We start from the raw sequence: 25694 nt of genomic DNA on the forward strand, positions 1-25694 counted from the left end.
GGGCACCGGATGCTTACCAAATTGTTTCGAGGCGGAGCGGACGTGTGCGGAATTCGTTCCGTCACGCCTTTTTGTCCGGTCCGCCATAGATGGCATCGGGATCGAAATGACGGTGATTGTCGGTGACGTCGAGACACGGCGTACCGCCCGAGAGCGATACGCTGCGATAGAAGCAGGAGCGACGCCCCGTATGGCAGGTTGCGTCGTGGCCAGCCACCTCGACCTTCAGCCACACGGCGTCCTGGTCGCAATCGGTCCGGATTTCCCTTACGCTTTGCAGATTGCCGGAACTTTCGCCCTTTTTCCAGATCTTCCCGCGGGAGCGGCTGTAATAATGCGCGATGCCCGTTTCGAGCGTCAGCGCCAGCGCCTCGGCGTTCATATGGGCGACCATCAGGAGTTCGCCGTCGCGGGCGTCGGTGACGACGGCGGTCAGCAGGCCGTTATCGTCGAACTTCGGCGTGAAGCGCGTATCTTCCTCGAGCGCATGCTTGTCGGATGGCGGCGGATCGAAAGCGATCGTCATGATGCGGTCCTGGAACCCTGGAACGTGGGACGGAAGATGCGCCGCTCAGCGGCCGCGCACCATCGACATGAAGCGCGCCTGTTCGGCGGCATTGTCCTTGAAACGACCGGTGAAGGTGGTCGTGAGCGTGGTGGAACCGGACTTCTGCACGCCGCGCATGGCCATGCACATATGCTCGGCCTCGATGAAGACGGCGACGCCCTGAGGACGCAGGGTCTCTTCGATGGCATCGGCGATCTGCGCCGTCATCGCTTCCTGCGTCTGCAGCCGGCGGCCATAGACCTCGACGACGCGGGCGATCTTGGAAAGACCGAGCACACGCCCATCGGGCAGGTAGGCCACATGCGCCTTGCCGATCACCGGCAGCATGTGATGTTCGCAGTGCGAGAAGAACGGGATATCGCGCACCAGCACGATGTCGTTATAGCCGGCGACCTCCTCGAAGGTGGTGCCGAGCACCTCGTCGATATCGGCATCGTAGCCTGCGAACAGTTCGCGATAGGCTTTCACCACCCGTTTCGGCGTGTCAAGCAATCCCTCGCGGCTGGGATCATCGCCGACCCAGCGCAAGAGGGTGCGTACGGCTTCCTCGGCCTCTTCGCGGCTCGGGCGCTCGGTTTCGGGCGATAGCTTGTTGACGACGGCATCCATGCCCATGGTCTCCCGGTCCTTTGCGTTGCGGACCGCCTGTTTTGCTTTCTCTGCCTGTAAATGCGTAACTCGGTTCATCTTGGCAAGTCCGTTCTTCCAAATCCTGTCGGTCGGGCGGCCTTGCCCTTGTTTTGTTTGGACCGAATTCTCAACTCTCATATAATGACGATCGAGGCAGAGTGAAGGAACATCGGTGCAACACACTGTTGCGCAAATGCGGACAACGCTGTTGCTTCTTCGATCGTATAGCGGCTCAGGAGACCATAAAGACCCGCCATGGACGACATATATAATTCCAAGATTCTCGAATTCGCCGGAAATATCGTCCGTACCGGACGTCTGGAGGATGCCGACGCCGTTTCGGAAAAGCATTCGAAACTCTGCGGCTCCCGCGTCAAGGTCTATCTGAAGATGGAACGCGGTGTCGTGACCGACTTCTCCCATGAGGTGAAGGCCTGTGCGCTCGGTCAGGCGTCTTCCTCGATCATGGCCCGTCATGTCGTGGGGGCAACGGCCGAAGAAGTTCGCGCCGCCCGCGACGAGATGCTGGCGATGCTGAAGGATGGCGGCGAGGGTCCCTCCGGCCGCTTCGAGGATATGCGGTTCCTGAAGCCGGTCCGCGACTACAAGGCCCGCCATGCCTCCACCATGCTGACCTTCGAGGCCGTGGTGGATTGCATCGATCAGATCGAAGCCGGCACGGCGGCGACCGCGAAGGTAGGCTGACCTGATGTGCGACCATTCGGGCTGCGGCCATGATCGCCGACCGGCGGCGGCATCGCGTGGGCGAAATTATGCCGGCCCCTTTCGCAAGACGCCCGACCGGCTCTTGGGCATGGGGCTGATCCGGTTCTATCAGTTGACGCTTTCCGGCTTCATCGGCAATTCGTGCCGCCACATGCCGACCTGTTCGGAATACGGCTACGAGGCGATTGCACGACATGGTTTGTGGTCGGGCGGCTGGCTCACGCTTTTTCGCGTCGGCCGCTGCGGGCCGGGGGGCACCTGGGGTGTCGACCCTGTTCCGGAGAAGCTGCCCCGAGAGACGCGCTGGTGGGCGCCGTGGACCTTCTGGCGGATCGGTCGACGGCATGTCCGGGAGGAGCGTTAAGCATGCCGATGCCGATGGAATACCGACAGGCGTCACGCGATTTCGATGCCTTCATGGAAGACCTGCGCGATACCTCGATGCTGCAGACGACGCATCAGAGCTACACGATGCTGCAGGGGGTGTTTCAGGTCTTCCGCCGTCGGCTGACGACGAGGCAGGCTCTTGCCTTCGCCGACATGTTGCCACCGGTTCTTCGGGCGTTGTTCGTCAGCGACTGGGACGTCGAAGAGCCGCGCCTGCCGTTTGGCACGCTGCCGGAGATGACCCGCGAAGTCAAAGCGCTGCGTCCCGACCACAACTTCTCGACGGATACCGCGATCACCGACGTTGCCGCTGTGATGCGCCGCCATGTCGACCTCCCTGCGTTCGAGGCGGTGCTTGCGGAATTGCCGCCGGGGGCGAAGCAGTTCTGGACTGCGTGACGGGCCAACAAAACCTTTACTCACAGGCTGTTTCGGATTATCACGCGGCCCGTTGATAGCCGGCTGCGCCGGCCTTTTTTTACCACCCGCATTCGTTGGCGGGACTGGATAAGGAGCAAACCATGTCTGAATCCGTTTCTCTTACATTTCCCGATGGCTCCGTCCGTGCGTTTCCCGCCGGCACCACCGGCCGTGACGTCGCCGAATCGATCTCCAAGTCGCTCGCCAAGAAGGCTGTCGCCATCGCGCTCGACGGCACCTTGCGCGATCTTGCCGATCCGATCGAGAACGGCGCCATCGAGATCGTCACCCGTACCGATCCGCGCGCGCTCGAACTCATCCGCCACGATGCCGCGCATGTCATGGCCGAAGCCGTGCAGGAGCTCTGGCCCGGCACGCAGGTGACCATCGGCCCGGTGATCGAGAACGGCTTCTATTACGACTTCAAGCGCGTCCATCCGGATACCCGCGAGGACTGGCCGTTTACGCCGGAAGATCTTCCGAAGATCGAGAAGAAGATGAAGGAGATCATCCAGCGCAACGCCGCCTTCACCAAGGAGGTCTGGTCGCGCGAGAAGGCGAAGGATGTCTTCGCCGACAAGGGCGAGGCCTACAAGGTCGAATTGGTGGATGCGATCCCCGAAGACCAGGATGTGAAGATCTACAAGCAGGGCGAGTGGTTCGACCTTTGCCGCGGTCCGCACATGGCCTCCACCGGCCAGATCGGTACGGCCTTCAAGCTGATGAAGGTCGCGGGCGCTTACTGGCGCGGCGATTCCACGCGGCCGATGCTGACCCGCATCTACGGCACAGCCTGGGCAGAACAGGAGCAGTTGGACAATTACCTGCATGTTCTCGCTGAAGCCGAGAAGCGTGACCACCGCAAGATCGGCCGCGAGATGGACCTTTTCCATTTCCAGGAAGAAGGTCCGGGCGTGGTGTTCTGGCACGGCAAGGGCTGGCGCATGTTCCAGACCCTGACGGCCTATATGCGCCGTCGCCTGTCCGGTGCCTATCAGGAAGTCAACGCGCCGCAGGTGCTCGACAAGTCGCTGTGGGAAACCTCCGGTCACTGGGGCTGGTATCAGGAAAACATGTTTGCGGTGAAGTCCGCCCATGCTTTCACCAATGCCGATGACGAGGAAGCCGACCAGCGCGTCTTCGCACTGAAGCCGATGAACTGCCCGGGTCATGTCCAGATCTTCAAGCATGGCTTGAAGTCCTATCGCGATATGCCTGTTCGCCTTGCAGAATTCGGTCTTGTTCATCGCTATGAGGCCTCCGGCGCGCTTCACGGCCTGATGCGTGTGCGTGGCTTCACCCAGGACGATGCGCACGTCTTCTGCACCGAGGAGCAGATGGCGGCCGAATGCCTGCGCATCAACGACCTGATCCTGTCGGTCTATGAGGACTTCGGCTTTCAGGAAGTGGTGGTGAAGCTTTCGACCCGTCCGGAAAAGCGCGTCGGTTCCGACGAACTCTGGGACCGCGCCGAAACGGTGATGATGGGTGTGCTGAAGACCATCGAGGAACAGTCCGGCGGGCGCATCAAGACCGGAATCCTGCCGGGCGAGGGCGCTTTCTACGGTCCGAAGTTCGAATACACCCTGAAGGACGCCATCGGCCGTGACTGGCAGTGCGGCACCACACAGGTCGACTTCAACCTGCCGGAACGTTTCGGCGCCTTCTATATCGACCAGAGTTCCGAGAAAAAGCAGCCGGTGATGATCCACCGGGCGATCTGCGGCTCCATGGAGCGATTCCTCGGCATCCTGATCGAGAACTTCGCCGGTCATATGCCGCTGTGGTTCGCGCCGACGCAGGTAGTGGTCGCGACCATCACCTCGGAAGCTGATGGTTACGGACAGGAAGTGGCCGATGCGCTGCGCGATGCCGGTCTGCAGGTCGAAACCGACTTCCGCAACGAGAAGATCAACTACAAGGTCCGCGAGCATTCGGTGACCAAGGTTCCGGTGATTATCGTCTGCGGCAAGCGCGAGGCTGAGGAGCGCACGGTGAATATCCGCCGGCTGGGTTCCCAGGACCAGACCGCCATGTCGCTTGACGATGCGATCAAGGCACTGTCATTCGAGGCCATGGCGCCCGATCTGAAACGGAAGCTGGCGGGCAAGGCTGCCGCCTGATCGTGAATGTCTGACAGGGTCTTCGACAGGCCCTGTCAGATATCTGTCACATCGTTGTTATACGGCCTTTGGGAATATGTAACGCTGGTGAAGGGGACTACCTTGCGTTTCGATGAGCTTTCCTACGCCAATGAACGCGACCCGCGCCTGAAGCGCTGGTTTATCCGCTCGATCGAAGGATTGTCCGGTCGCGACCGCTACGCCCGTCTCTATGACATCTGGCGTTCCGATATCGTCGGCAAGACCGACCGCGTCTTCGGCAAGATGCTCGACCTCATCGACGTGAACCTGAACGTTGAGGGCCAGTGGCCGCCGGCAAGGCTCCCGGAAGGCCCGGTCGTCATCGTCGCGAACCATCCATTCGGCATCGGCGACGGCATCGCCATTCTGGCACTCGCCGAAGAACTCGGCCGTCCGTTCCGCGTGCTGATTAACAACGAATTGCTGAAGGTGCCGGAAATGGCGCCTTACTCCCTGCCGGTTTCCTTCGAGGAAACCAAGGAGGCGATGGCCATCAACATGAAGACGCGCCACGAGGCGGTCAGGCTCCTGAAGGAGGGCGTGACGGTGATCGTGTTTCCCGCCGGTGGCGTTGCGACCGCCCGTCGTGGATTCGGTCGCGCCGAAGACCTGCCCTGGAAGATCTTTCCGGCCAAGCTCATCCAGGCCGCCGGCGCCAATGTGATCCCGGTCTATTTCGAGGGGCAGAACGGCCGGCTCTTCCATCTGGCCAGCAAATTGTCGATGACGCTTCGGATTTCGCTGCTGATCCGGGAGTTCCGGCGTCTCTCTGGTTCGACCATCTCGGCCCGTGTCGGCGATCTCATAAGCTGGGACGAACTGCGCGCAACGCCCGATCGCAAGGATATCCTCGCAAGGCTCTACGGCGCGGTCTTCTCTATGGCGCCGGCGCGCCGCCGTGGCGTACTGCGAAAGGCCGGCTGAGCGCGCTCCGCGACCGGCTATTTCGTCAGCAGCAGTTCGACGTCGACGTTATGGCCCGCCTCGACGGTGAAGTCCTTCTGATAGATTTTGTCCTTGTTGCGGGCAATCGCGGTGTATTCGCCTTCCGCGAGCACCATCACCGGGAAGGCGCTGACGCTTTCGGCCACGATATCGCCGGAGGATGCCAGGATCGACCAGGCGGTATCGGCGATCGCTTCTCCGCCGGCTTCCGATACGAGTTTGAAGTTGATCTGCGCGGCGCGGTGCTGGATCGTCGCCTCGGTCAGCTTGCCCGCCTCGACCTTGATGTCGGCGCGCACCACGGCATTCACCGATCCGTATTCGGATACGACGTGGTAGGTACCGGAACCGAGCCGCACGATGGAATCGGGCTTGACATCCTCGACCACGAGACCGCGTTCGCCATCGGCCTGGACTTCTGCCGAGTAGATGTCGAATTTCAGTTCCTTGGCCGGGATACGGGTATCGGAGCCGGACACGGCGTTGAGCAGGACACCACCGGCATCGAGCACAAGAACCTGCTTGTCGACATTGCCTTCGCGCGGCACCGACAGCTTCTTCGTAACGCCTGCGCGACCGAAGGAGACGTTGACGAAATAATCGCCCGGTTCCAGCTGGAAATCGGCCGATCCGCCTTCGGCGCTGGCCAAAAGCGGCAGCTTGCCGTCGGCTCCGGGAATCGGGCTGAAGACACGCCATGACAGCCCCTGCTGCATGGGATCGCTGTCGCTGGTCAGCCTTGCTTCCAGCACCACGTTCTTCATTGTCGATTGCGCCGGCGCCGTCTGGCCGAGATTGGGCGAGAAAGCGTTCAGCTTTGGCATCTTGCTGGTGCCGTTGAGCTGCTTGAAAGCCTTGAAAGCGTCTTCACCGCGCGCCGGTGTCGTGGCAAAGAAAACTGCTGCCACGACAAACAACAAGCGGGCAGCGCAGGAATGGCCGGTCATGTATCGCACAATTGGTTGACTTCCTCTCCAATGACAGCAACTTCAATCCCAATGCGATGGCAATTTCAAGACGTGTCCGCCATCGAAGAAGCCGGAAAGTGCCCTTAAATGAAAAATGATATCAAACTCATCGACTATCTCGCCGTCCGCCGTTCCGTTCCGGCCTTCCAGATGAGCGAACCGGGACCGACGACTGCTGAGATCGAACGGATTCTGACGCTTGCCGTCCGCGTGCCCGATCATGGAAAGATCGCCCCATGGCGGTTCATCGTCTATCGCGGCGAGGAGCGCGTGCGCATCGGTGAAGCGCTTCTGGCGCTGGCGCTGGAAAAGAACCCCGACCTTTCCGAGGAAATGGTCACGGTGGAGCGCACCCGGTTCACGCGCGCGCCCGTCGTCATAGGCGTGGTCAGCAAAGCCGGCCCGCATGTGAAGATCCCCGAATGGGAGCAGCTCATGTCGGCCGGCGCCGTATGCCTCAATCTGTTGATGGCAGCCAACGCCGTCGGCTTTGTCTCCAATTGGCTGACCGAATGGTTTGCCTATGACGAGCGGGCCTATCCGCTGCTCGGCATCCAGCCGGGCGAGAAGGTCGCCGGCTTCATCCATGTCGGCTCCACGACCTTTCCGATCACCGAACGTCCTCGTCCGGCGCTCTCTGATGTGGTCACATGGGTAGGAGAGGGCGACTGATGTTCTACGAGACGGAAACCAATCGTCATGGCCTCGCTCATGACCCCTTCAAGGCGATTGTCGCGCCGCGTCCCATCGGCTGGATCGGCACGCTCGGGCGGGATGGTTCGACCAACCTCTCGCCCTATTCCTTCTTCAACGCCGTCAGCGACCGACCGAAGATCGTCATGTTTTCCTCGAGCGGCCGCAAGGATTCGCTGAGGAATGCGGAGGAGACCGGTGTCTTCACCGCAAGCTTCGCCGGCTTCGATCTGGTCGAAAAGCTGAACCTTTCCTCTGTCGTCGTTCCTTATGGCGTGAGCGAATTCGAGATCGCGGGTCTTACCCCGGTGGAGGGGCGGCTCGTTTCCGCCCCCTTCGTCGGCGAAGCCGTGGCCGCGCTCGAATGCCGGGTGACCGAAGTCCACACCCTGAAGACACTCGAGGGTACCGCCTCGGACAGTCATGCGGTGTTCGGCCAGGTGGTCGGCATTCACATCAACGAAAAGGTCATCAGAAACGGTCGGTTCGATGTTGCCCTTGCTCGGCCGGTGGCGCGCTTGGGTTACATGGATTTTGCCGAGCAGGCGCCGGTCTTCGAAATGTTCAGGCCCGAGGCGCCGAAGAAGCTCTAGCGAGCTTTTTTCGATGAATCGGCATCTCTGTCGCGGGTGGCCAGAATTGCGGAGATCTGATCGGGACGGGACGCGACGAGCGCCGCAAAACCGGCCCGGTGGGCATGGGCACAGCTCTCGGCAAGCGCATCGCCCGACAGTTCCGAATCCAGCCAGCCGAAGGCGGGAACTCCGGCATTGGCCGCTGCCAGCAGCGTAAGCTCGCCTGCAAGGTGCGACGCGCCGCCCGTTTCGCCGTTTTGCCTCAGAACCCGTGAGTTCCATCCCAGGCCCCTGAGGCGTAAAGTCCGTCCGGCAAAGCTTGCCGCATGCAGCAGGCCTGCCGGATTGTCCCCGATCACGGCCAGGATCAGCGTTTCGCCGATCGCGATCTGCCGCTTCGCTTCCTCTACCGCCAGCAATGCGTCGAGGCGCTGCAGATCCGGGCCGTCCCGCGCGCCCCCGAGCACAACGCCGCAAGGCTTCCCGTCCATCAGCCTTGCCAGCCGCGTTGCCAGGCGGTCGTGCTCGGGTTCATTTTCGAGATAGGCAAAACGACGGTAGGTCATGCCTTCGGGCGAAGGCATGAAAGCGTTGTTGTCATTCTCAATGAGGATCACGGCGTCGATGCCGGATATGGCGAGCCCGGCCTCGAATGGCTGAGAGACCACAAGCAGAGCCCGCAAGGGTACTCCCTTCAGAATGGCGTCTGCGTCGTTGGCCAGTGCGGCCTCCCGGTTAATGAACATGGTGAACCGAATGTTAAACCTTTTGCAGCTAACGTGGAACCGTAGCCAAGTGATCTTACGCGGCTTCTCAGGGCTTGGTTGGGTTTTGCAGTGATCGTTGCAGCTTTTCTTCGTTGGGTGGAAACGGCAAAAGCGGGGGACAGGGCTCGGGCGGCGAACGCATTGGCGCGGGCCTATCTTCGGTCTTCGATGGCGGCCCAGGAGCGGCAGGCGGCCCATATGGCGATGACCTGCCTGCTCGATGATCCGTCTCCGCGTGTGCGTCTGGCGCTTGCGGAAGGATTGGCCGATTCCGATGCTGCGCCGCGCGGTGTGATGATTTCCCTTGCCGAAGACCAGCCGGAAATAGCGGCCGTCGCAATCCTGCGTTCGCCGGTTCTGACCGATATGGATCTTGTCGATATCGCCGGGCGCGGCAATGCGGAGACCCGCGCGCTTGTCGCCGCCCGCCCTTCGTTGTCATGCGTCGTCGCTGCGGCTCTTGCCGAGATTGGCGATGCCGGCGAGGTCTGTGTGCTGCTTGAAAATCCAAGCGCCGGGATTTCTCGGCTGACGCTTCGACGGATCGCAGAGCGCCATGGCGCCGACGATGACGTCAGGGCTCTTCTTCTTCCGCGTACCGATCTTCCGGCGACCGTGCGCCAGATTCTGGTCGGCCATGTCACCGAGGCTCTGACGGGTTCCGACTTTGTCCGCGCCGCAATCGGCGCCCGGCGGGTCGAGCGGTTGGCCCGCGAGGCCGGCGCGGCGGCATCGATCGCCATTACCGGAACGGCTGCCCCGGAAGAGGTGCCGGCCCTGGTCGAACAACTGCGCGAAGCGGGTCGGTTGACGCCGGCTTTCCTGATGCATGCTCTCTGCGTCGGACGGACGGATTTCTTCGCCTCGGTCGTGGTTGCCCTTTCCGGCCTTGAAGAGCGTCGCGTACGGGCAATCCTTGCCACTGGACGCTTTCATGCCGTCCGGGCGTTGCTGGAAAGCATCGGCCTGGTTCGCGATATCAGCCCGCTTTTCGTCGATGCGATCATGCTGTGGCGCAACGCCGTCCTTTCGTCCCATGCCACGGAGATCGACAATATCGCGTCCCGGCTGATGGTCCGGCACCGCAGCGTCATGCACGACGCGCCGGCTGTGGCGGAACTTCTGGAAATGGTCGAGAAGCTTGCGATCTCGGAAGAGCGTCGCATCGCTCGTGACTATGCGAGCGGCATCGCCGTTGCAGCCTGATGCTGTCCCTCAGGGGACGATCTTCTTCGCAACCCAGGAATAGCCGTCCGCCACGACATGAAGCGGCGTTGCAAAGACCATTTTGATGTCCGACGTTGCCGGCAGCACGTTGCGGATTCTGGCGACCGCGCGGGCTGCAAGCGACTGGCGCTCCTCTTCGGGCAGCGACGCTGCCGGACCGGGCAGGGGAACCGCGTCACCCGCTGCAGGTCTTGCCGCTCCTTCCGGCGGTGTCTGCATTTCGGCCGCCTGCGTGTCCGGCGGCTGGCAGACAGCAACGACGGTCGGGTAGTTGATGCTGGAATATCCTTCGAGCACTCTTTCCGTCGCGGCATCGCAAAGTTCCACCGACACGAAATGCTGCTGGGCCGTAGCGACATAGTGGCATTCGTTGACGCTGTCGTCGCAGCCGAGGATGGTCATGACGATAAGGGCGGACTGCATCGGGACACCTTGTGCGGAGATGGCGGGGAAGCTGGACTGGCTTTCCTTGCTTTCAAGCAGAGGAATGCAGCCAAAGCAAGACGACACAGTGTGTCGTGGCGCAGCTCTTGACGGCGCCGGGTCATTTCGTCGAAGCTCCGGATGGAGAACCTGAGGAGACAGCCTTGCCCCTGACAATCAGCCGCGAGCCCGTTCGTCAGGCGGGCGTGATTGCCCTTTTGGAACAGTCGGATGCTTATATGGCGGCGCTCTATCCGGCCGACAGCAATCATCTTCTCGACCTCGCTTCCCTTGAAAAGCCGGAGGTGTCTTTCCTCGTTGCCCGGAACGATGGAGAGATTGTCGGATGCTGTGCTCTCGTGGAGGCGGGCGACGGCACTGCCGAAATCAAGCGCATGTTTGTGGCGCCCAATGCGCGGGGCCTTGCGATAGGGCGTCGCCTGATGGAAGCGCTGGAGGAGACCGCGCATGCCATGGGGCTTTCGGCCATCCGCCTTGAAACCGGAGTAAGCCAGCCGGAGGCCATCGGTCTTTATCGTCGCTTCGGCTTTGAGGACATTCCGCCCTTCGGCTCCTATCGTGCCGATCCCCTGAGCCTGTTCATGGAAAAGCGACTGCTCGGTTGAGTGTTCGGCCGGCGACACGGCAATTTAGCCGCCGGCGCTTCTCAATGCTCTTGGCGAGGTCGTGAAAATATGAAAAAGGAATTCAATATTTATCCTCCGGGTTCGGAGCCCCTTGTTTTTCAATTCCTTGCGGACTGACCATGCTGCGCAGATTCTTTGCATTTTATTGGCCTTACCGTGGCCTGTTCGTCCTTGATTTCGCTTGCGCGGTATTGTCCGGTCTGCTCGAACTGGGCTTTCCGATGGCGGTCAAGGCTTTCGTCGACGACCTGCTGCCGAGCGGTCAGTGGGGCCTCATCGTCGGTGCTTCCGCCGCGTTGCTGGCCATCTACATCCTCAATACCGCATTGATGGCGACGGTCACCTATTGGGGCCATATGCTCGGCATCAACATCGAGACGGACATGCGTCGCCTCGCTTTCAGCCATATCCAGAAGCTTTCGTTCCGTTATTTCGACAACGAAAAAACCGGTCATCTGGTCGGTCGGCTGACCAAGGACCTTGAGGAGATCGGCGAGGTCGCCCACCACGGACCGGAAGACCTGTTCATCGCGATTATGACTTTTGTCGGCGCTCTCCTGCTGATGCTGTCGATCAATGTCGAACTCGCGCTGCTGACGGCCGCGATTGTGCCGCTCACCGCATGGGTCACCAGCCGATACGGCGCGCGGATGACGGATAATTTCCGTTCGCTTTTCGGCAGGGTCGGCGATTTCAATACGCGTATCGAGGAGAATGTCGGTGGCATTCGCGTGGTGCAGGCCTTCGCCAATGAGGAGCACGAGCGCACGCTGTTCGAAAAGGACAACCAGAATTATCGCCGCACCAAGCTTGCCGCCTACCGGATCATGGCCGCCAGTACCTCGATGAGCTACATGAGCATGCGGCTGATCCAGATGGTGGTGATGATTACCGGCGCTTATTTCGTCCTGTCCGGCAGCCTCTCGAACGGCGGCTTCGTGAGTTTCCTGCTTCTGGTGGGCGTGTTCTTCCGGCCGGTAGAGAAAATCAACTCCGTCATCGAGACCTATCCCAAGGGCATTGCCGGTTTCCGTCGCTTTGTCGAACTCATCGACACGGAGCCGGATATCGCCGACGCGCTCGACGCCATCGAGGCGCCGCAGTTCCGGGGTGATATCGCCTTCCGGTCGGTCGGTTTCGGCTATATACCCGAAAAGCCGGTGCTGCGTGGCATCGATCTCGATATCAAGGCTGGCGAGACCATCGCTTTCGTCGGCCCGTCGGGAGCCGGCAAGACGACGCTCTGTTCCCTTTTGCCGCGCTTCTACGATGTCAATGCCGGCGCCATCACCATCGATGGCCACGATATCCGCAGCCTGACGCTCGCTTCGCTGCGCAGCCAGATCGGTATTGTCCAGCAGGATGTTTTTCTCTTCGGCGGTTCGGTCCGCGAGAACATCGCCTATGGCCGCCTCGGCGCTTCAGACGCGGAAATCATGGATGCAGCCCGCCGCGCCAAGCTCGACGGCGTCATCGCCGCGATGCCGCAGGGGCTCGACACAGTGATCGGAGAGCGTGGCGTCAAGCTGTCGGGAGGACAGAAGCAGCGCCTGGCGATTGCCCGCATGTTCCTGAAAAACCCGCCCATTCTCATTCTCGACGAGGCGACGTCGGCGCTCGATACCGAGACGGAGCGAGCCATTCAGCAGTCGCTTGGCGAGCTCTCCGAGGGGCGCACGACCCTGGTCATCGCCCACCGGCTGGCAACGATCCGAGATGCTTCCAGGATTGTCGTGGTGGATGCCAGCGGTATTGCGGAGATCGGCACCCATGCCGAACTGCTGCGCGCCGGTCGCGGCTACGCCCGGCTTTACGAGGCGCAGTTCGGGCAATTGGGCGCGGCGGAGTAAGCCACGGGCTTCCTTCGCCGGAGATTTTTGAAGAGAGCGACGTCGGATCTTTGCTTCCGGGTGGCCCCTGCATGCCCGGGAGACAGACGAAGCAGCATATGGCGACGGCAAGGAGAGCCGTTGGAAACCCGGTAAAGATGCCTGGGGAAGATCAGGGGGGCGCCGGTGCATTCCTATTTGGAACTGCCGCTCGGCTATCGCCATCCCGTTCACCGGCTGTCGCGGTCAGCCAGGAACAGGGTTGATCGCGATCCGCGCTCGTCTCAGATATCGAGGTTTTCCGCAAATGCGGCCCGTTCCTGGATAAAGCGGAAACGCGCTTCCGGCTTGGTACCCATCAGGGCGTCGACCGCGTCGCGCGTTCCTTCGAAGTCCACGTCATCGATCTCCACCCGGAGAAGCGTGCGTTTCGCGGGGTCCATCGTGGTTTCCTTGAGCTGGGCCGGCATCATTTCGCCCAGACCTTTGAAGCGACCGATCTCGACCTTCTTGCCTTTGAAAACCGTGTCCATCAACTCAGCCCGGTGGGCGTCGTCGCGGGCATAGATCGTCTTGGCGCCCTGTCGGATGACGTAGAGGGGAGGCACCGCAAGATAGAGATGGTTGCCGCGGATCAGTTCCGGCATTTCCTGGTAGAAGAAGGTAATCAGCAGAGAGGCGATGTGCGCGCCGTCAACGTCCGCATCGGTCATGACGATGATGCGTTCGTAGCGCAGGTCCTCCTCACGATATTTGGAGCGAGTACCGCAGCCGAGCGCCTGAATGAGATCGGCGATCTGCTGGTTCGCCATCAGCTTGTCGCGGCTGGCGCTGCCGACGTTGAGGATCTTGCCGCGCAGCGGCAGGATGGCCTGGTTGGCGCGGTTGCGCGCCTGCTTGGCCGAGCCGCCGGCCGAATCGCCTTCGACGATAAAGAGTTCGGCGCCTTCCGCCGTATTCTGCGCGCAGTCGGCCAGCTTGCCCGGCAGGCGCAGCTTGCGCACCGCCGTCTTGCGGTTCACTTCCTTTTCCTTGCGGCGGCGCAGGCGTTCTTCCGCCCGTTCGATCACCCAGTCGAGCAGCTTGGCCGCCTCGTTGGGGTTGTCGGCGAGATAATGGTCGAAGGGATCGCGCAAAGCGTTTTCGACAATGCGCTGTGCCTCGACGGTCGCGAGCTTGTCCTTGGTCTGGCCGACGAATTCCGGTTCGCGGATGAAGACCGACAGCATGCCGACGGCAGAGATCATCACGTCGTCGGTGGTGATCTGCTGGGCGCGCTTGTTCTGCGTCAGTTCGGCGTAGTTCTTGAGGCCCTTGGTCAGCGCTATGCGCAGACCGGCTTCATGGGTGCCGCCTTCGGGAGTCGGAATGGTATTGCAGTAGGAATGAACCTGCGGGTCGCCGCCATACCAGGTGACCGCCCATTCAAGCGCGCCGTGGCCGTTCGTCTTCTCCGTCTTGCCGGCGAAGATCTCGCGGGTAACGGTGAATTCCTTGCCGAGCGTTGCCGCGAGGTAATCCTTCAGGCCGCCGGGGAAATGGAAGACCGCTTTTTCCGGGATCTCCCCGCCAGCAGGCACCATTCCCGGATCGCAGGACCACCGTATCTCTACGCCGCCGAACAGATAGGCCTTCGAGCGCGCCATGCGGAAGATACGGGCAGGATCGAATTTCGCGTGGTCACCGAAGATCTGCGGGTCCGGATGAAAGCGCACGCGCGTGCCGCGGCGATTATGCACCTCGCCAAGCTCCTCGAGGCCTCCGAGCGGCACCCCGCGGGAGAAGCGCTGGCGGTAGAGCTTGCGGTTGCGGGCGACCTCGACCTCCAGCATGTCCGAAAGCGCGTTGACGACCGATACGCCGACGCCGTGCAGACCGCCGGATGTCTCATAGGCCTTGCCGTCGAACTTGCCGCCCGCATGCAGCTTCGTCATGATGACTTCGAGCGTCGATTTGCCCGGCACCTGCGGATGCAACTCCACCGGAATGCCGCGTCCATTGTCGGTGACCGTCAGAAAGCCTTCCGAATCTAGATAGACATCGATGAAATTGGCGTGGCCGGCCACCGCCTCGTCCATCGAGTTGTCGATGACTTCGGCAAACAGGTGGTGCAAGGCCTTCTCATCCGTGCCGCCGATATACATGCCCGGCCGCATGCGGACCGGTTCCAGCCCTTCTAGAACGCGGATCGAGGATGCGCCGTATTCGTCCGTTCCCGCGGACGGAGACGGGGCAGCAGGCACCGCAGCACGCGGCCGTTCGGCAGGCGAAATGGTAGCCGGGCTTTCGGGGGTCTCGGTCTTCTGCACAAGCGGCAGTCCGGCGAAGAGATCGTTGTCGTCCATGGCTTCGTTCGATAATCTGTCGGTTGCGTCGGCGTCAACGGCTGGGCCTTGCGCGCAACTTGCCTGAAACCCGCATCACTCTTGCGAATCGCCGGGATTTTGCCAGAAAGGCGAGGCAGGCGCGACTTTGCCTCGCAGGCTGCCGCGTGAAAATTCCTTTGAAGCATTGCGTGTCCGCCGCGGCGAAGGCAAGGCTCACCGGGCGAGGAGACGCATTCCCGATGCAAATGTCCACAGTTCATTTTCGCAGCGCCGCGCTCATCCTGTTGCTTCTGGCTTGCATGGTGACCGGTGAAACGCGCGCCGAGACGCTGGCCCCCTTCAAGGACGATCTGTTTTCCAGCCCGGCGATCATCGAGAGCCGGGATGGCGGCGATTTCGAAGTGGTCGATTATCAGGAGCTGCGTGATATCAATGGACGCGACCAGATACCCGAGCGCCGTGTAAAGTCGCGATATGTCGATCTCGCCGTCAAGCGCCAGCAGGTGAACGAGACGCTGGTTCTTCCGACCGGTCCTCTCGACGTGACCCGGGTCGGGGCAGCCCAGAATGCGGCCTTTTCGGTCATCTTCATCCATGGTCGTGGCGGCGACCGAAGGCTCGGCGCCAACGATTATTCCTTCGGCGGCAATTTCAACCGTCTCAAGAATTTGGCCGTGCGCAATGGCGGCGCCTACTACGCTCCCTCGGTACCGTCCTTCGATGCGGCCGGCGTGGCCGTGGTTTCCGCACTGATCGGCGATATCGCCGCCCGTTCTCCGGGACGGCCTATCGTGCTCGCCTGCGCCTCCATGGGCAGCTTCGTCTGCTGGGGCGTGACGCGGGACGCTGCGGCAGTCGAAAAGCTCGGCGGCATGGCGATCCTCGGCGGTGCGACCGATCCGGATTTTGCCGGGAGCGCCGCTTACAAGCGCAAGCTGCCGATTGCCTTCACCCATGGCAGCAGGGACAGCGTCTATGCCGCCGCCGATCAGATCGCGCTCTATGACCGGTTGCACAAGTCGGGCTATCCTGCCCGTTTCACCCTTTTCGAAACCGGCTCGCACGGCACGCCTGTGCGCATGAGCGACTGGCGGCAGATCATCAACTGGCTGTTGCAGAAGCGCTGAAAACGGCGATGAAAAGCAGAGTCTGCTAATAAATGCTGCAGATTTGAGCCTGATTTTCACCATATCGCCTGATTTCGCGGCGAATTTCCCAGCTCAAGCTTTTCTTTGCCCCCTTGATTTGCTAGGTCCGCGACAAGGAAAATGGGGTTGGATTATCGAGATGACACCGAATGTTCGTCCGCTTGTCGCGGGAAACTGGAAGATGAACGGTACGCGGGCCTCGCTCGACCAGATCAAGGCAATGGCCGAAGGCGTGATGTCGCCGCTCTCGGATAAAGTCGAGACATTGATCTGCCCGCCGGCGACCCTGCTTTACGTCGCGACCGCGCTCTGCACGGACAGCCCCTTGATGATCGGCGCGCAGGATTGCCACCAGAACCCTTCCGGGGCCCACACCGGCGATATTTCGGCTGAAATGATCGCTGATTGCTTCGGAACCCATGTGATTGTCGGTCATTCCGAGCGGCGTACCGATCATGCCGAAACCGACCATCTCGTCCGCGCCAAGGCTGAAGCCGCCTATGCGGCCGACCTGACCGCGATAATCTGCATTGGCGAGACCGCCGATGAGCGCAGATCGGGGCAGACCCTCGATATCCTGAAGCGGCAGTTGGCTGGCTCCGTGCCGGACGGAGCGACCGCCGCCAATACGGTCATTGCCTATGAACCCGTATGGGCGATCGGCACCGGGCTCACGCCGACCGTAAGCGATGTTGAGGAGGCCCATGCCTTCATGCGGGCCGAACTGGTCAAGCGTTTCCCCGACGAGGGCAAAGGCATGCGCATTCTTTATGGCGGTTCGGTGAAGCCGTCGAACGCCAAGGAGCTGATGGGGGTCGCCAATGTCGATGGCGCGCTGATCGGTGGCGCGAGCTTGAAGGCCGCCGATTTCCTCGCCATATACCGGGTCTATGAGGAACTCACCGCCTGAAAAACGGGCGAGGGGCTTTCATTGGCGATGTCTCTCGTGTAGAGAGCCGCCAAACATCGTAATTTGCCTGTCCAGGGCAGGATGGAAAATCCATGCAGACCGTATTGATTGTCATTCATCTCATGATCGTGCTGGCGCTTGTCGGCGTCGTGCTGATCCAGCGTTCCGAAGGCGGCGGCCTCGGAATCGGCGGCGGTTCCGGCTTCATGTCGGCGCGCGGCACCGCCAATGCACTAACCCGCACGACAGCGATTCTCGCTGCTCTTTTCTTTGCGACCTCGCTCGGTCTCGGCCTGCTCGCCCGCTTTGAATCGAAGCCGACCGATATTCTCGATCGCATTCAGTCCAGCCCGACGGCTCCCGGCGCAAGCGTACTCGACCAGCTTCCGGGCTCGGCTCCGGCTGCCAATCAGGCTCCCGCCGGTTCCACCGCTCCGGCTGCCGATGGCGCGGCCGCACCGGCTCCCGCGGCCCCCAAGGCCGATCCGAACGCCGTTCCGACGGGTAACTGATCGTCGGTTCTTCCATCACTCCGGCGGGCTTAACGGTCCGCCGGTTTTCTTTTGTGTATATTCCGCCCCACTTAATAAAAAAGTAGGGACTGGGCTCTTTTGGGCTGGCGGAATCAATTCTGAAAAGGTATCCGGTGACTCCCATGGCGCGATATGTATTCATCACTGGCGGCGTGGTTTCCTCTCTTGGCAAAGGAATTGCGGCCGCGGCACTCGGAGCATTGTTGCAGGCGCGGGGCTACCGCGTGCGCCTGCGCAAACTGGACCCCTATCTCAACGTCGACCCGGGCACCATGAGCCCGACGCAGCATGGCGAGGTCTTCGTGACGGATGACGGGGCCGAAACGGACCTCGATCTCGGACATTACGAACGCTTCACCGGCCGTTCGGCGACCAAGACCGACAACATCACCACCGGCCGCATCTACAAGAACATCATCGACAAGGAACGGCGTGGCGACTATCTCGGCGCGACCGTTCAGGTCATTCCGCACGTCACCAATGAAATCAAGGATTTCGTTGTCGAAGGCAATGAGGACTACGATTTCGTGATCTGCGAGATCGGCGGCACCGTCGGTGATATCGAGGCGATGCCGTTCATCGAGGCGATCCGTCAGCTCGGCAACGAACTGCCGCGCGGCACGGCTGTCTATGTCCACCTGACGCTGATGCCCTATATTCCGGCGGCAGGCGAGTTGAAGACCAAGCCGACCCAGCATTCCGTCAAGGAACTGCAGGCGCTCGGCATTCATCCGGATATTCTTTTGGTGCGCGCGGATCGCGAGATTCCGGAGGCGGAACGGCGCAAGCTGTCGCTGTTCTGCAACGTGCGTCCGTCCGCGGTCATTCAGGCGCTCGACGTCGCCAACATCTACGACGTGCCGATGGCCTACCACAAGGAAGGCCTCGACAATGAAGTGCTGGCCGCCTTCGGTATCGAACCCGCGCCGAAGCCGCGTCTCGAGGACTGGGAGAACGTCTGCAATCGTATCCGTACCCCCGAAGGGGAAGTGACGATTGCTATCGTCGGCAAGTATACCGGGCTGAAGGACGCCTACAAGTCGCTGATCGAAGCACTCTATCACGGCGGCATTGCCAACAGGGTCAAGGTCAAGCTCGAATGGATCGAGTCCGAGATATTCGAGAAGGAGGATCCGGCGCCTTATCTCGAAAAGGTCAATGGCATCCTGGTGCCTGGCGGTTTCGGTGAGCGCGGTTCCGAAGGCAAGATCCTTGCGGCCCAGTTCGCCCGTGAACGTAACGTGCCGTATTTCGGCATTTGTTTCGGCATGCAGATGGCTGTCGTGGAAGCCGCGCGCCATCTCGCCGGTATCGAGAAGGCATCTTCCACCGAATTCGGCCCGACCAAGGAGCCGGTTGTCGGCCTGATGACCGAATGGATGAAGGGTAACGAACTCGAGAAGCGTTCGGCCGCTGGCGACCTCGGCGGTACGATGCGCCTCGGCGCCTACAAGGCTTCCCTCAAGAAGGGCACCAAGATTTCCGAGATCTATGGCTCGACGGAAATTTCAGAACGCCATCGTCACCGCTACGAGGTGAATGTCGACTATAAGGACCGGCTGGAAAACTGCGGCCTCGTCTTCTCCGGCATGTCCCCCGATGGCCTGCTTCCGGAAACGATCGAGTATCCGGATCATCCCTGGTTCATCGGCGTGCAGTATCACCCGGAACTGAAGAGCCGTCCGCTCGATCCGCATCCGTTGTTTGCAAGCTTCGTCGGCGCTGCGGTGGAACAAAGCCGGCTCGTCTGATCGAGACCGACGGAATACGTATGTAAAACGGGAACCCGGCCTTGCGGCCGGGTTTTTCATTTTTCCGCAGGCCCGCCAAGCCCCGTGCAAGCCCCTCGAGTCACGATGAGAAAAACTTAAGGAGGTTTTTGATGCGTATTGGTGAATTGTCTTTATTTTCAACCCAGTATTCCACCGGTTCAACGAGCATTCCCCAAGGTGCCGCGGATACCGGCTTCTCCGCGCTGCTGGACGAGCGGACCTTCTCCGTCGGAGACGAGGACGCACTCGAAGCGCGCAAGGATGCGTACGAGGCTCAGCAGGAGGCGGAGAAGAGCGCGGCCCAGGACGACATCATATCGCAGTTCCTGGAATATTCGGACATGACGCTCGCAGAGAAGATCCGCGCCGCCTACCTCGATGACCACAATCTCACGGAAGAGCAGCTTGCGGCGATGCCGGAAGACGAGCGCAAGGCGATCGAGGACGAGATCCAGGAAGCGATAAAGAGTCAGCTCGGTATCGACCAGGATGGCGGCGCTTCGTCGGAAGAAACCGCCAGCGTCTGAAACGCCGGCCGTCGTTAGTTAGCCGGCGAAGGGACGAAGAAGCAGGATCGGGGTTTCGTCGCCGGCCTCAAGCGCCGGCGCTTCCGGTGGACGGACGATGAGACAGTCCGATTGCGCGAAGATCTTCATCATGGAAGAATCCTGCTTGCCGAAACACTGGACGACCAGCTTGCCATCGGCGCGCATCAGGCGTGCGCGAAGGTGATCCTGTCGTTTGTCGTTCGCCGGAAGACTGGATGCCGAAAGTGCGGTCGTATGCCGCTGCAGAGGAGTTCTTCCAGTCATTCGGGCGAGCAGCGGCTCAAGAAACAGCAGGGCGCAGACCATGCTGGACACAGGATTGCCGGGGAGTCCGAGCACACGCATTTCACCCAGACTGCCAACCATCAGCGGCTTTCCGGGCCGCATGGCGATCCGCCAGAAATCCAGTGTCATGCCGGCGTCGAGCAGCGTCGATTGCACCAGATCGTGATCGCCGACCGAGGCTCCGCCGAGCGTCACCAGAACATCCGCGCCGAGCGCCCTGGCTTTCTCGACCGCACGGGTGATCTCGCCGCGGTCATCGGCGACGATGCCGAGGTCCACGACCTCCGCGCCGTTGTCGCGGGCGAGCGCGGCAACACCGAAGCTGTTGGAACCGATGATCTGGCTGGCCGCAGGCGCTCTGCCGGGACGGACCAGTTCGTCGCCCGTCGCAAGGATCGCGACTTTCGGTCGTTCATAGACCGGCACTTCGGCGTGGTTCATCGCGGCGACGAGCGTCAGTCGCGCAAAATCAAGATGGGTCCCCGCCGTCAGGACGGTTTCTCCCTCCGCGAAATCCTGCCCACGCGGCCGCACGTGCCGGCCACGGGTCACGGGAAAGGTGGTGCGGATGCGACCTTCGCCGAGCTTTTCGGCATCTTCCTGCAGGAGAACCGAATCCGCGCCCGACGGAACCGGCGCGCCGGTGAAGATGCGGACCGTCTCTCCGAAGCCGACGGCGCCCTCGAAAGCATGGCCCGCCGCGGACGTCCCGATAAGATTTAACTCGGCGCCCGGACGTGGCGCATCCTCGGCGCGAAGCGCATAGCCGTCCATAGCCGACGCATTGAAAGGCGGCTGGGTCAGGCGCGCATGCAGGTCCGCAGCCAGAACCCGGCCGTTGGCCTGATCGAGCGGCACCATCTCCCCGCGGACAATAGGCTGCGTCGCCTCCAGAAGCCGCCGCTGGGCTTCTCCGACCGGAATAAGAGACATCTAGCCAGCCTCCGGATGACGGAAATGACCGGACTTCCCGCCGATTTTTTCGACCAGCCGGATACCACCGATCTCCATTGCCTTGTCGACCGCCTTTGCCATGTCGTAGATGGTCAGGCAGGCGATCGAGACGGCCGTCAGGGCCTCCATTTCGACGCCCGTCTTGCCGGTCAGCTTGGCCGTGGCCGTAACGCGCAGGCCGGGCAGGGCGGCGTCCTCGACAATCTCCACCGTCACCTTGCTGAGCATCAGCGGGTGGCAGAGCGGAATGAGGTTGGAGGTCTGCTTGGCGGCCATGATGCCCGCGATCCGAGCCGTCGCGATCACGTCGCCTTTCTTTGCATTGCCGCTCCGGATCGTTTCAAGCGTCTCGGCGGCCATCCGGACGTGCCCTTCGGCGGTCGCGACGCGAACCGTTTCGGCCTTGTCGCCGACATCCACCATATGCGCCTCGCCGGAGGCGGATATGTGGGTGAGACCGCTCATTCGGCTGCCATGATCCCGGCGTCGCCGGTCAGCAGCAGACGGGTCGCCGCCGTAACATCGTCCTTGCGCATCAGGCTTTCGCCGACGAGGAACGTGGTGATGCCAGAATTCTTCAGGCGTACGCAATCCTCATAGGTGAATATGCCGCTTTCGCCGACCAGCAGGCGTTCGGAGGGAACCATAGGCGCCAGCCTCTCGCTGACGGAGAGGCTGACCTCGAAGGTACGCAGGTTACGGTTGTTGATACCGATCATCGCCGAGGAGAGCTTGAGCGCGCGTTCGAGTTCCGCCTCGTCATGCACCTCGATCAAAACGTCCATGCCGACAGAGAAGGCCTCCTCCTCAAGTTCTTTCGCCTCGTCATCTGAAAGCGAAGCCATGATAAGAAGAATGCAATCGGCGCCATAAGCCCGCGCCTCATGGATCTGATAGGTGTCGAACATGAAATCCTTGCGCAAGGCCGGCAGCGAGCAGGCCTTGCGGGCGGCGACCAGATAATCGAGCGAACCCTGAAAGCTCGGCGTATCCGTCAGCACCGAAAGACAGGCGGCACCTCCGGCCTCATAGGCGGCGGCAAGCGCCGGCGGATCGAAATCCGGCCGGATAAGGCCCTTGGAAGGGCTGGCCTTCTTGATTTCGGCGATCAGTCCGAATTGTCCCGCGTCGCGACGGCTCTTGAGCGCGTTAAAAAATCCGCGTGGAGCAGGCTGCTCCGCCGCCCGTGCCTTGATCTCGGCGAGAGGAAAGGCCGTCTTTGCGGCGGCGATTTCCTCGCGCTTGTAGGCTTCGATGCGTTTCAGGATATCGGTCATGGCTCAAGCTTAGCCCTGTGCGGCGGAATTGGAAACCTCGATCAGTTTGTCGAGAGCGGCCGCCGCCGCCCCGGAATCGAGCGAGCGACTCGCGATTGCCATGCCCTCACGGACATTGTCCGTCTTTCCGGCGACGATCAACGAGGCGGCGGCGTTGCAGAGCGCGACATCGCGATAGGCGTTTTTCGCTCCATCGAGCACCTCCCGGAGAGCTGCCGCATTGACGGCGCCGTCGCCTCCACGGATCGCCTCCAACGACACGGTCGGAACGCCGAAATCGTCGGGTGTCAGTTCGAATGTGCTGATCTCGCCGTCCTTGAGGGCCGCGACCTGGGTCGGACCGGTTGTCGTCACCTCGTCGAGGCCGCTGCCGTGAACCACCCAGGCGCTGGTCAATCCGAGATCGCGCAGCGCCTCGGCGCCGGGCAGCAGCCATTCCGGCGAATAGACGCCGAACAACTGCCGCTTGACGTTTGCCGGGCTCGAAAGGGGGCCGACGATGTTGAAGATGGTGCGGGTGCCGAGCTCGACGCGCGCCGGCCCGACATGGCGCATGGCCGGATGATGGAGCTGGGCGAACATGAAGCCGATTCCCGCCTCCCGAATGCAGCGCGAGATGGTCTCGGGTTCGATGTCGAGCTTGACGCCAAGCTGCGAGAGAGCGTCGGCGGTTCCCGATTTCGAGCTCAGCGCCCTGTTGCCGTGCTTGGCGACCGGAACGCCGGTGCCCGCGACGATGAGGGATGCAAGAGTCGAGATGTTATAGGTGTTGGTTCCGTCACCGCCGGTGCCGACGATATCGATCGCGTCTTCCGGCGCCTCGACCGGAACCATCTTGGAGCGCATGATGGAGACTGCGCCGGCGATCTCGTCGACGGTCTCGCCGCGCACGCGCAATCCCATGAGAAAGCCGCCGATCTGGGCCATGCTGGCTTCGCCCGACATCATGACTTCGAAGGCGTCGCTCGCCTCTGCGCGCGTCAGTATCTGTCGTGCGGCGATCTTGGCGATGAAAGGCTTCAAACCGGACATGCTCTCTTTCCCTCTCCGCCTAGCGACGTACCATCGCCTGTTCGGCAAGGGTCTGGTTGATCGTGACGCCGTATTCCGTCTGCAGGCGGCTCACCATCTGGTCGAGGATGTCGTCACCGGCGGCCCGGGCGATCTCGGTAATCTGGGCGTCGTCATTGGCCAGAACATTGGATGATCCCTGGTCGCGGGACTCGTTGACCTTAAGCAGGATCTGGGTGGCAGGATCGCCTCCCGGCGCAGTGGCGACGGTTCCGACCGGCCCGCTGAATGCGGCAACGACCGCCGCCGGACCGAGCACCGGATCATCCGTCTGGCGCTGGATGCCGAGCTTCGTTTCCACGGCGAGGCCGAGTTCCGCTGCCACGTCCTCGAGCGTGCCGCCTTCAGCAACGCGCTGCTTCAGGCTTTCGGCCTTGGCGCCAAGCGCGATCTTCTGCTGCTCTGCGGTCCAATCGGCGATGGCCTTCTCGCGGACTTCGTCGAGCGCACGGTCGCGCTCCGGCGTGATGTCCTTTACCTCCAGCCATACATAGCCGTTATTTCCGATGTTCAGCGGCAGGGCCTCGACACCCACGTCCGTCTGGAAGACCTCGTCGAGAAGAGCCTGACGCTCGGGCAGGCCGGCAACCTCGTTGCCATTATCGTCCTTACCGGTGCGATCGATCGCCTTGACGGTCACGGCCTTGAGCTTCAGCTCGGCCGCGGCCTCGTCGAGCGGCATGCCGCCGGCCCGCAGGTCCTCGAAGCGGTCGTGCACGGTTGCGATGTCTTCGACGGCGGCGGCATCCGCCAGCGCTTCGCGGATCTCGTCACGAACCTCGTCGAGGCTGCGCGTGCGGCTTTCCTTGATATTGGTGATCCGAAGGATGACGGGACCAAGGGCGCCGTCGACGACCGGAGTGGTCGCGCCTTCCTTCGTGACGGCGAAGGCGGCATCGGCAAGAGCCGGGTCAGGCAGCTTGTCACGGGAAAAATCACCGAGCAGAACGTCGCTTGCGGTCTTGCCCTGATCGGCCACCAGCTGATCGAACGAGGTTCCGGACTTGAGTTCGGCTTCGGCAGCCTCCGCCATCTCACGGCTTTCGAAGGAAAGCTGCTCGATGGTGCGGGTTCCGGCGATCTCGTAACTGGCCTTCCGGCTCTCGTAGTCATGACGGATGGCCTCCTCGGTGATGGCCGCCTTGTCGGCAATGTCGGCCGGTTCGAGCTTCACGTAGGTAATGCTGCGATATTCCGGTGCCCGGTAGCGAGCCTTCACCGTGTCGAACCACGTCGAAAGAGCCTTGTCGTCCGGCGCCTTGACCGGATCGATATTGGCGTTCGTCAGCAGGATATAGGAGATGTCGCGGCTTTCGTAGCGATAGCTCTTGAGCGCATCGACGAGAACCTTGGGAGGGGTAAACCCGTCCGAGGTGGCCTCGACAATCTGGCTGCGGACCGCCACCTTGGAGCGCTCGCGGATATAGTCGTCCTCGCGCAGGCCGGCATTGCGCAGGCGGCTGGTGAAGAGCTGGCGATCGAACTGGCCGTTGTCCGACTTGAAGGCCGGGTCCTCGGCGATCAACTGCGCAAGCTTGTCTTCGGAGAGGCCGAGACGCATGTCCTGCGAGAGCTGATCGAGCGCTGCTCCGGCGGAAAGCTCAGCGAAGACCTGGTTTTCGACGCCCAGCGCGCGGGCCTGATCGCTGGTGAGCTGCACGCCGAAGCGGCGGCCGAGTTCGGCCAGTTTGCGCTGGTATGCGAAGCTGAATTCGTTTGCGGAGATCGTCTGGTCGCCAACGGTGACCACGGCGTTGCTCGCCGAGTTGAAGAGCGATGCTGAAATTCCCCAGACGCCAAAGGACACGACAAGCAGAAGCATCAACAATTTTGCGACCGCGGTATGGGCGGCTTTTCTCAGAACGGAGAGCATCGGGACTCAAACACCTCATTGCAGTTCTTCGCGGGCCCGCGAAGCGG

General features: G+C 61.6%; 26 protein-coding genes. 15 read left to right on the forward strand and 11 right to left on the reverse strand.

Annotated features, from left to right (window positions below; translation table 11 throughout):
- Positions 1–61 precede the first annotated feature (61 nt).
- Both hisI and folE read right to left on the reverse strand, forming a co-directional pair.
- On the reverse strand, positions 62–526 hold the full coding sequence (gene hisI / locus J5N58_RS07665; protein WP_112830119.1) for a phosphoribosyl-AMP cyclohydrolase: 465 nt from the start codon (positions 524–526) through the stop codon (positions 62–64).
- Positions 527–571: 45 nt separating this feature from the next.
- On the reverse strand, positions 572–1177 hold the full coding sequence (gene folE / locus J5N58_RS07670; RefSeq protein ID WP_112830118.1) for a GTP cyclohydrolase I FolE: 606 nt from the start codon (positions 1175–1177) through the stop codon (positions 572–574).
- A gap of 276 nt (positions 1178–1453) precedes the next feature.
- Here folE and J5N58_RS07675 point away from each other — a divergent pair, with 276 nt between their 5' ends.
- The 5 genes from J5N58_RS07675 (at position 1454) to J5N58_RS07695 (ending at position 5799) form a co-directional block, all read left to right on the forward strand.
- Positions 1454–1903 (forward strand): iron-sulfur cluster assembly scaffold protein, encoded by a 450-nt coding sequence (locus tag J5N58_RS07675; RefSeq protein WP_112830117.1) that lies wholly within the window; start codon positions 1454–1456, stop codon positions 1901–1903.
- Between the two features lie 4 nt (positions 1904–1907).
- Complete coding sequence (yidD, locus tag J5N58_RS07680) at positions 1908–2288, forward strand: membrane protein insertion efficiency factor YidD (RefSeq protein ID WP_112830116.1); 381 nt, start codon at positions 1908–1910, stop codon at positions 2286–2288.
- Positions 2289–2290: 2 nt separating this feature from the next.
- Positions 2291–2710 carry a DUF2267 domain-containing protein gene (locus J5N58_RS07685; RefSeq protein WP_112830115.1) on the forward strand — a complete coding sequence of 140 codons (420 nt, stop codon included), beginning with the start codon at positions 2291–2293 and terminating at the stop codon, positions 2708–2710.
- A gap of 122 nt (positions 2711–2832) precedes the next feature.
- Entirely contained in the window at positions 2833–4854 is a 2022-nt protein-coding gene (gene thrS / locus J5N58_RS07690; RefSeq protein ID WP_112830114.1) for a threonine--tRNA ligase, read from the forward strand.
- A gap of 102 nt (positions 4855–4956) precedes the next feature.
- Positions 4957–5799: a lysophospholipid acyltransferase family protein gene (locus tag J5N58_RS07695; protein WP_112830113.1), complete on the forward strand. Its 843-nt coding sequence runs from the start codon at positions 4957–4959 to the stop codon at positions 5797–5799.
- Between the two features lie 17 nt (positions 5800–5816).
- On the opposite strand, the gene J5N58_RS07700 is transcribed toward J5N58_RS07695, so the two are convergent.
- Positions 5817–6767 (reverse strand): hypothetical protein, encoded by a 951-nt coding sequence (locus tag J5N58_RS07700; protein ID WP_112830112.1) that lies wholly within the window; start codon positions 6765–6767, stop codon positions 5817–5819.
- A 108-nt stretch (positions 6768–6875) separates the two neighbouring features.
- Here J5N58_RS07700 and J5N58_RS07705 point away from each other — a divergent pair, with 108 nt between their 5' ends.
- Positions 6876–7460, forward strand: a complete 585-nt coding sequence (locus J5N58_RS07705) for a nitroreductase family protein (protein ID WP_113339544.1) — start codon at positions 6876–6878, stop codon at positions 7458–7460.
- Complete coding sequence (locus tag J5N58_RS07710) at positions 7460–8074, forward strand: flavin reductase family protein (RefSeq protein ID WP_113442836.1); 615 nt, start codon at positions 7460–7462, stop codon at positions 8072–8074. The genes J5N58_RS07705 and J5N58_RS07710 overlap by 1 nt, the downstream gene beginning before the upstream one ends.
- Here the strand turns inward: J5N58_RS07710 and J5N58_RS07715 are convergent.
- Entirely contained in the window at positions 8071–8739 is a 669-nt protein-coding gene (locus tag J5N58_RS07715) for a hypothetical protein (RefSeq protein ID WP_162757371.1), read from the reverse strand. The genes J5N58_RS07710 and J5N58_RS07715 overlap by 4 nt on opposite strands.
- 153 nt (positions 8740–8892) lie before the next feature.
- Here J5N58_RS07715 and J5N58_RS07720 point away from each other — a divergent pair, with 153 nt between their 5' ends.
- Positions 8893–10029: a DUF2336 domain-containing protein gene (locus J5N58_RS07720; RefSeq protein WP_113442890.1), complete on the forward strand. Its 1137-nt coding sequence runs from the start codon at positions 8893–8895 to the stop codon at positions 10027–10029.
- Between the two features lie 9 nt (positions 10030–10038).
- On the opposite strand, the gene J5N58_RS07725 is transcribed toward J5N58_RS07720, so the two are convergent.
- Positions 10039–10473 carry a hypothetical protein gene (locus tag J5N58_RS07725; protein WP_113442834.1) on the reverse strand — a complete coding sequence of 145 codons (435 nt, stop codon included), beginning with the start codon at positions 10471–10473 and terminating at the stop codon, positions 10039–10041.
- 164 nt (positions 10474–10637) lie between these two features.
- Between J5N58_RS07725 and J5N58_RS07730 the strand changes: the two genes are divergently transcribed.
- The gene (locus J5N58_RS07730; protein WP_244710332.1) at positions 10638–11099 is read left to right on the forward strand and encodes a GNAT family N-acetyltransferase; all 462 of its coding nucleotides are present in this window, start codon (positions 10638–10640) and stop codon (positions 11097–11099) included.
- Positions 11100–11239: 140 nt separating this feature from the next.
- Positions 11240–12970 carry an ABC transporter ATP-binding protein gene (locus J5N58_RS07735; RefSeq protein WP_244710334.1) on the forward strand — a complete coding sequence of 577 codons (1731 nt, stop codon included), beginning with the start codon at positions 11240–11242 and terminating at the stop codon, positions 12968–12970.
- Positions 12971–13233: 263 nt separating this feature from the next.
- Here J5N58_RS07735 and parE read toward each other — a convergent pair whose 3' ends face one another.
- Entirely contained in the window at positions 13234–15294 is a 2061-nt protein-coding gene (gene parE / locus J5N58_RS07740; protein ID WP_113442833.1) for a DNA topoisomerase IV subunit B, read from the reverse strand.
- A gap of 221 nt (positions 15295–15515) precedes the next feature.
- On the opposite strand from parE, the gene J5N58_RS07745 reads away from it, so the two are divergent.
- From J5N58_RS07745 to J5N58_RS07765, 5 genes are all read left to right on the forward strand, one after another.
- Positions 15516–16403, forward strand: coding sequence for an alpha/beta hydrolase (locus J5N58_RS07745; RefSeq protein ID WP_113442832.1), 888 nt, complete (start codon positions 15516–15518; stop codon positions 16401–16403).
- A gap of 160 nt (positions 16404–16563) precedes the next feature.
- On the forward strand, positions 16564–17334 hold the full coding sequence (gene tpiA / locus J5N58_RS07750; RefSeq protein ID WP_112830104.1) for a triose-phosphate isomerase: 771 nt from the start codon (positions 16564–16566) through the stop codon (positions 17332–17334).
- A gap of 92 nt (positions 17335–17426) precedes the next feature.
- Positions 17427–17846, forward strand: a complete 420-nt coding sequence (gene secG / locus J5N58_RS07755) for a preprotein translocase subunit SecG (protein WP_112830103.1) — start codon at positions 17427–17429, stop codon at positions 17844–17846.
- A 134-nt stretch (positions 17847–17980) separates the two neighbouring features.
- Positions 17981–19618 (forward strand): CTP synthase, encoded by a 1638-nt coding sequence (locus J5N58_RS07760; RefSeq protein ID WP_162708298.1) that lies wholly within the window; start codon positions 17981–17983, stop codon positions 19616–19618.
- A 131-nt stretch (positions 19619–19749) separates the two neighbouring features.
- Positions 19750–20166 (forward strand): hypothetical protein, encoded by a 417-nt coding sequence (locus J5N58_RS07765; protein ID WP_113467286.1) that lies wholly within the window; start codon positions 19750–19752, stop codon positions 20164–20166.
- An 18-nt stretch (positions 20167–20184) separates the two neighbouring features.
- On the opposite strand, the gene J5N58_RS07770 is transcribed toward J5N58_RS07765, so the two are convergent.
- From J5N58_RS07770 to J5N58_RS07790, 5 genes are read right to left on the reverse strand one after another with little or no spacing between them, the layout of a single operon-like run.
- Positions 20185–21405, reverse strand: coding sequence for a molybdopterin molybdotransferase MoeA (locus J5N58_RS07770; RefSeq protein ID WP_113467287.1), 1221 nt, complete (start codon positions 21403–21405; stop codon positions 20185–20187).
- On the reverse strand, positions 21406–21891 hold the full coding sequence (gene moaC, locus J5N58_RS07775; protein WP_113425770.1) for a cyclic pyranopterin monophosphate synthase MoaC: 486 nt from the start codon (positions 21889–21891) through the stop codon (positions 21406–21408). It abuts the gene before it with no gap.
- The gene (trpC, locus tag J5N58_RS07780; RefSeq protein ID WP_244710338.1) at positions 21888–22703 is read right to left on the reverse strand and encodes an indole-3-glycerol phosphate synthase TrpC; all 816 of its coding nucleotides are present in this window, start codon (positions 22701–22703) and stop codon (positions 21888–21890) included. The genes moaC and trpC overlap by 4 nt, the downstream gene beginning before the upstream one ends.
- Before the next feature lie 9 nt (positions 22704–22712).
- Entirely contained in the window at positions 22713–23735 is a 1023-nt protein-coding gene (gene trpD / locus J5N58_RS07785; protein ID WP_244710340.1) for an anthranilate phosphoribosyltransferase, read from the reverse strand.
- A 19-nt stretch (positions 23736–23754) separates the two neighbouring features.
- Positions 23755–25647, reverse strand: coding sequence for a peptidylprolyl isomerase (locus J5N58_RS07790; RefSeq protein ID WP_244710342.1), 1893 nt, complete (start codon positions 25645–25647; stop codon positions 23755–23757).
- Positions 25648–25694: the final 47 nt, after the last annotated feature.

The sequence above is a fragment of the Paenirhizobium cremeum genome (genome assembly GCF_022884085.1).
GTDB classification, from domain to species: domain Bacteria; phylum Pseudomonadota; class Alphaproteobacteria; order Rhizobiales; family Rhizobiaceae; genus Allorhizobium; species Allorhizobium cremeum.

Coding starts and splice junctions, on each gene's coding strand:
- parE (WP_113442833.1), bottom strand. CDS start 15,294: ATGGACGACAACGATCTCTTCGCCGGACTGCCGCTTGTGCAGAAGACC.
- J5N58_RS07745 (WP_113442832.1), top strand. CDS start 15,516: ATGCAAATGTCCACAGTTCATTTTCGCAGCGCCGCGCTCATCCTGTTG.
- hisI (WP_112830119.1), bottom strand. CDS start 526: ATGACGATCGCTTTCGATCCGCCGCCATCCGACAAGCATGCGCTCGAG.
- J5N58_RS07705 (WP_113339544.1), top strand. CDS start 6,876: ATGAAAAATGATATCAAACTCATCGACTATCTCGCCGTCCGCCGTTCC.
- tpiA (WP_112830104.1), top strand. CDS start 16,564: ATGACACCGAATGTTCGTCCGCTTGTCGCGGGAAACTGGAAGATGAAC.
- thrS (WP_112830114.1), top strand. CDS start 2,833: ATGTCTGAATCCGTTTCTCTTACATTTCCCGATGGCTCCGTCCGTGCG.
- J5N58_RS07765 (WP_113467286.1), top strand. CDS start 19,750: ATGCGTATTGGTGAATTGTCTTTATTTTCAACCCAGTATTCCACCGGT.
- J5N58_RS07770 (WP_113467287.1), bottom strand. CDS start 21,405: ATGTCTCTTATTCCGGTCGGAGAAGCCCAGCGGCGGCTTCTGGAGGCG.
- J5N58_RS07790 (WP_244710342.1), bottom strand. CDS start 25,647: ATGCTCTCCGTTCTGAGAAAAGCCGCCCATACCGCGGTCGCAAAATTG.
- J5N58_RS07675 (WP_112830117.1), top strand. CDS start 1,454: ATGGACGACATATATAATTCCAAGATTCTCGAATTCGCCGGAAATATC.
- secG (WP_112830103.1), top strand. CDS start 17,427: ATGCAGACCGTATTGATTGTCATTCATCTCATGATCGTGCTGGCGCTT.
- trpC (WP_244710338.1), bottom strand. CDS start 22,703: ATGACCGATATCCTGAAACGCATCGAAGCCTACAAGCGCGAGGAAATC.
- trpD (WP_244710340.1), bottom strand. CDS start 23,735: ATGTCCGGTTTGAAGCCTTTCATCGCCAAGATCGCCGCACGACAGATA.
- J5N58_RS07685 (WP_112830115.1), top strand. CDS start 2,291: ATGCCGATGCCGATGGAATACCGACAGGCGTCACGCGATTTCGATGCC.
- moaC (WP_113425770.1), bottom strand. CDS start 21,891: ATGAGCGGTCTCACCCACATATCCGCCTCCGGCGAGGCGCATATGGTG.
- J5N58_RS07735 (WP_244710334.1), top strand. CDS start 11,240: ATGCTGCGCAGATTCTTTGCATTTTATTGGCCTTACCGTGGCCTGTTC.
- J5N58_RS07700 (WP_112830112.1), bottom strand. CDS start 6,767: ATGACCGGCCATTCCTGCGCTGCCCGCTTGTTGTTTGTCGTGGCAGCA.
- J5N58_RS07725 (WP_113442834.1), bottom strand. CDS start 10,473: ATGCAGTCCGCCCTTATCGTCATGACCATCCTCGGCTGCGACGACAGC.
- yidD (WP_112830116.1), top strand. CDS start 1,908: ATGTGCGACCATTCGGGCTGCGGCCATGATCGCCGACCGGCGGCGGCA.
- folE (WP_112830118.1), bottom strand. CDS start 1,177: ATGGATGCCGTCGTCAACAAGCTATCGCCCGAAACCGAGCGCCCGAGC.
- J5N58_RS07710 (WP_113442836.1), top strand. CDS start 7,460: ATGTTCTACGAGACGGAAACCAATCGTCATGGCCTCGCTCATGACCCC.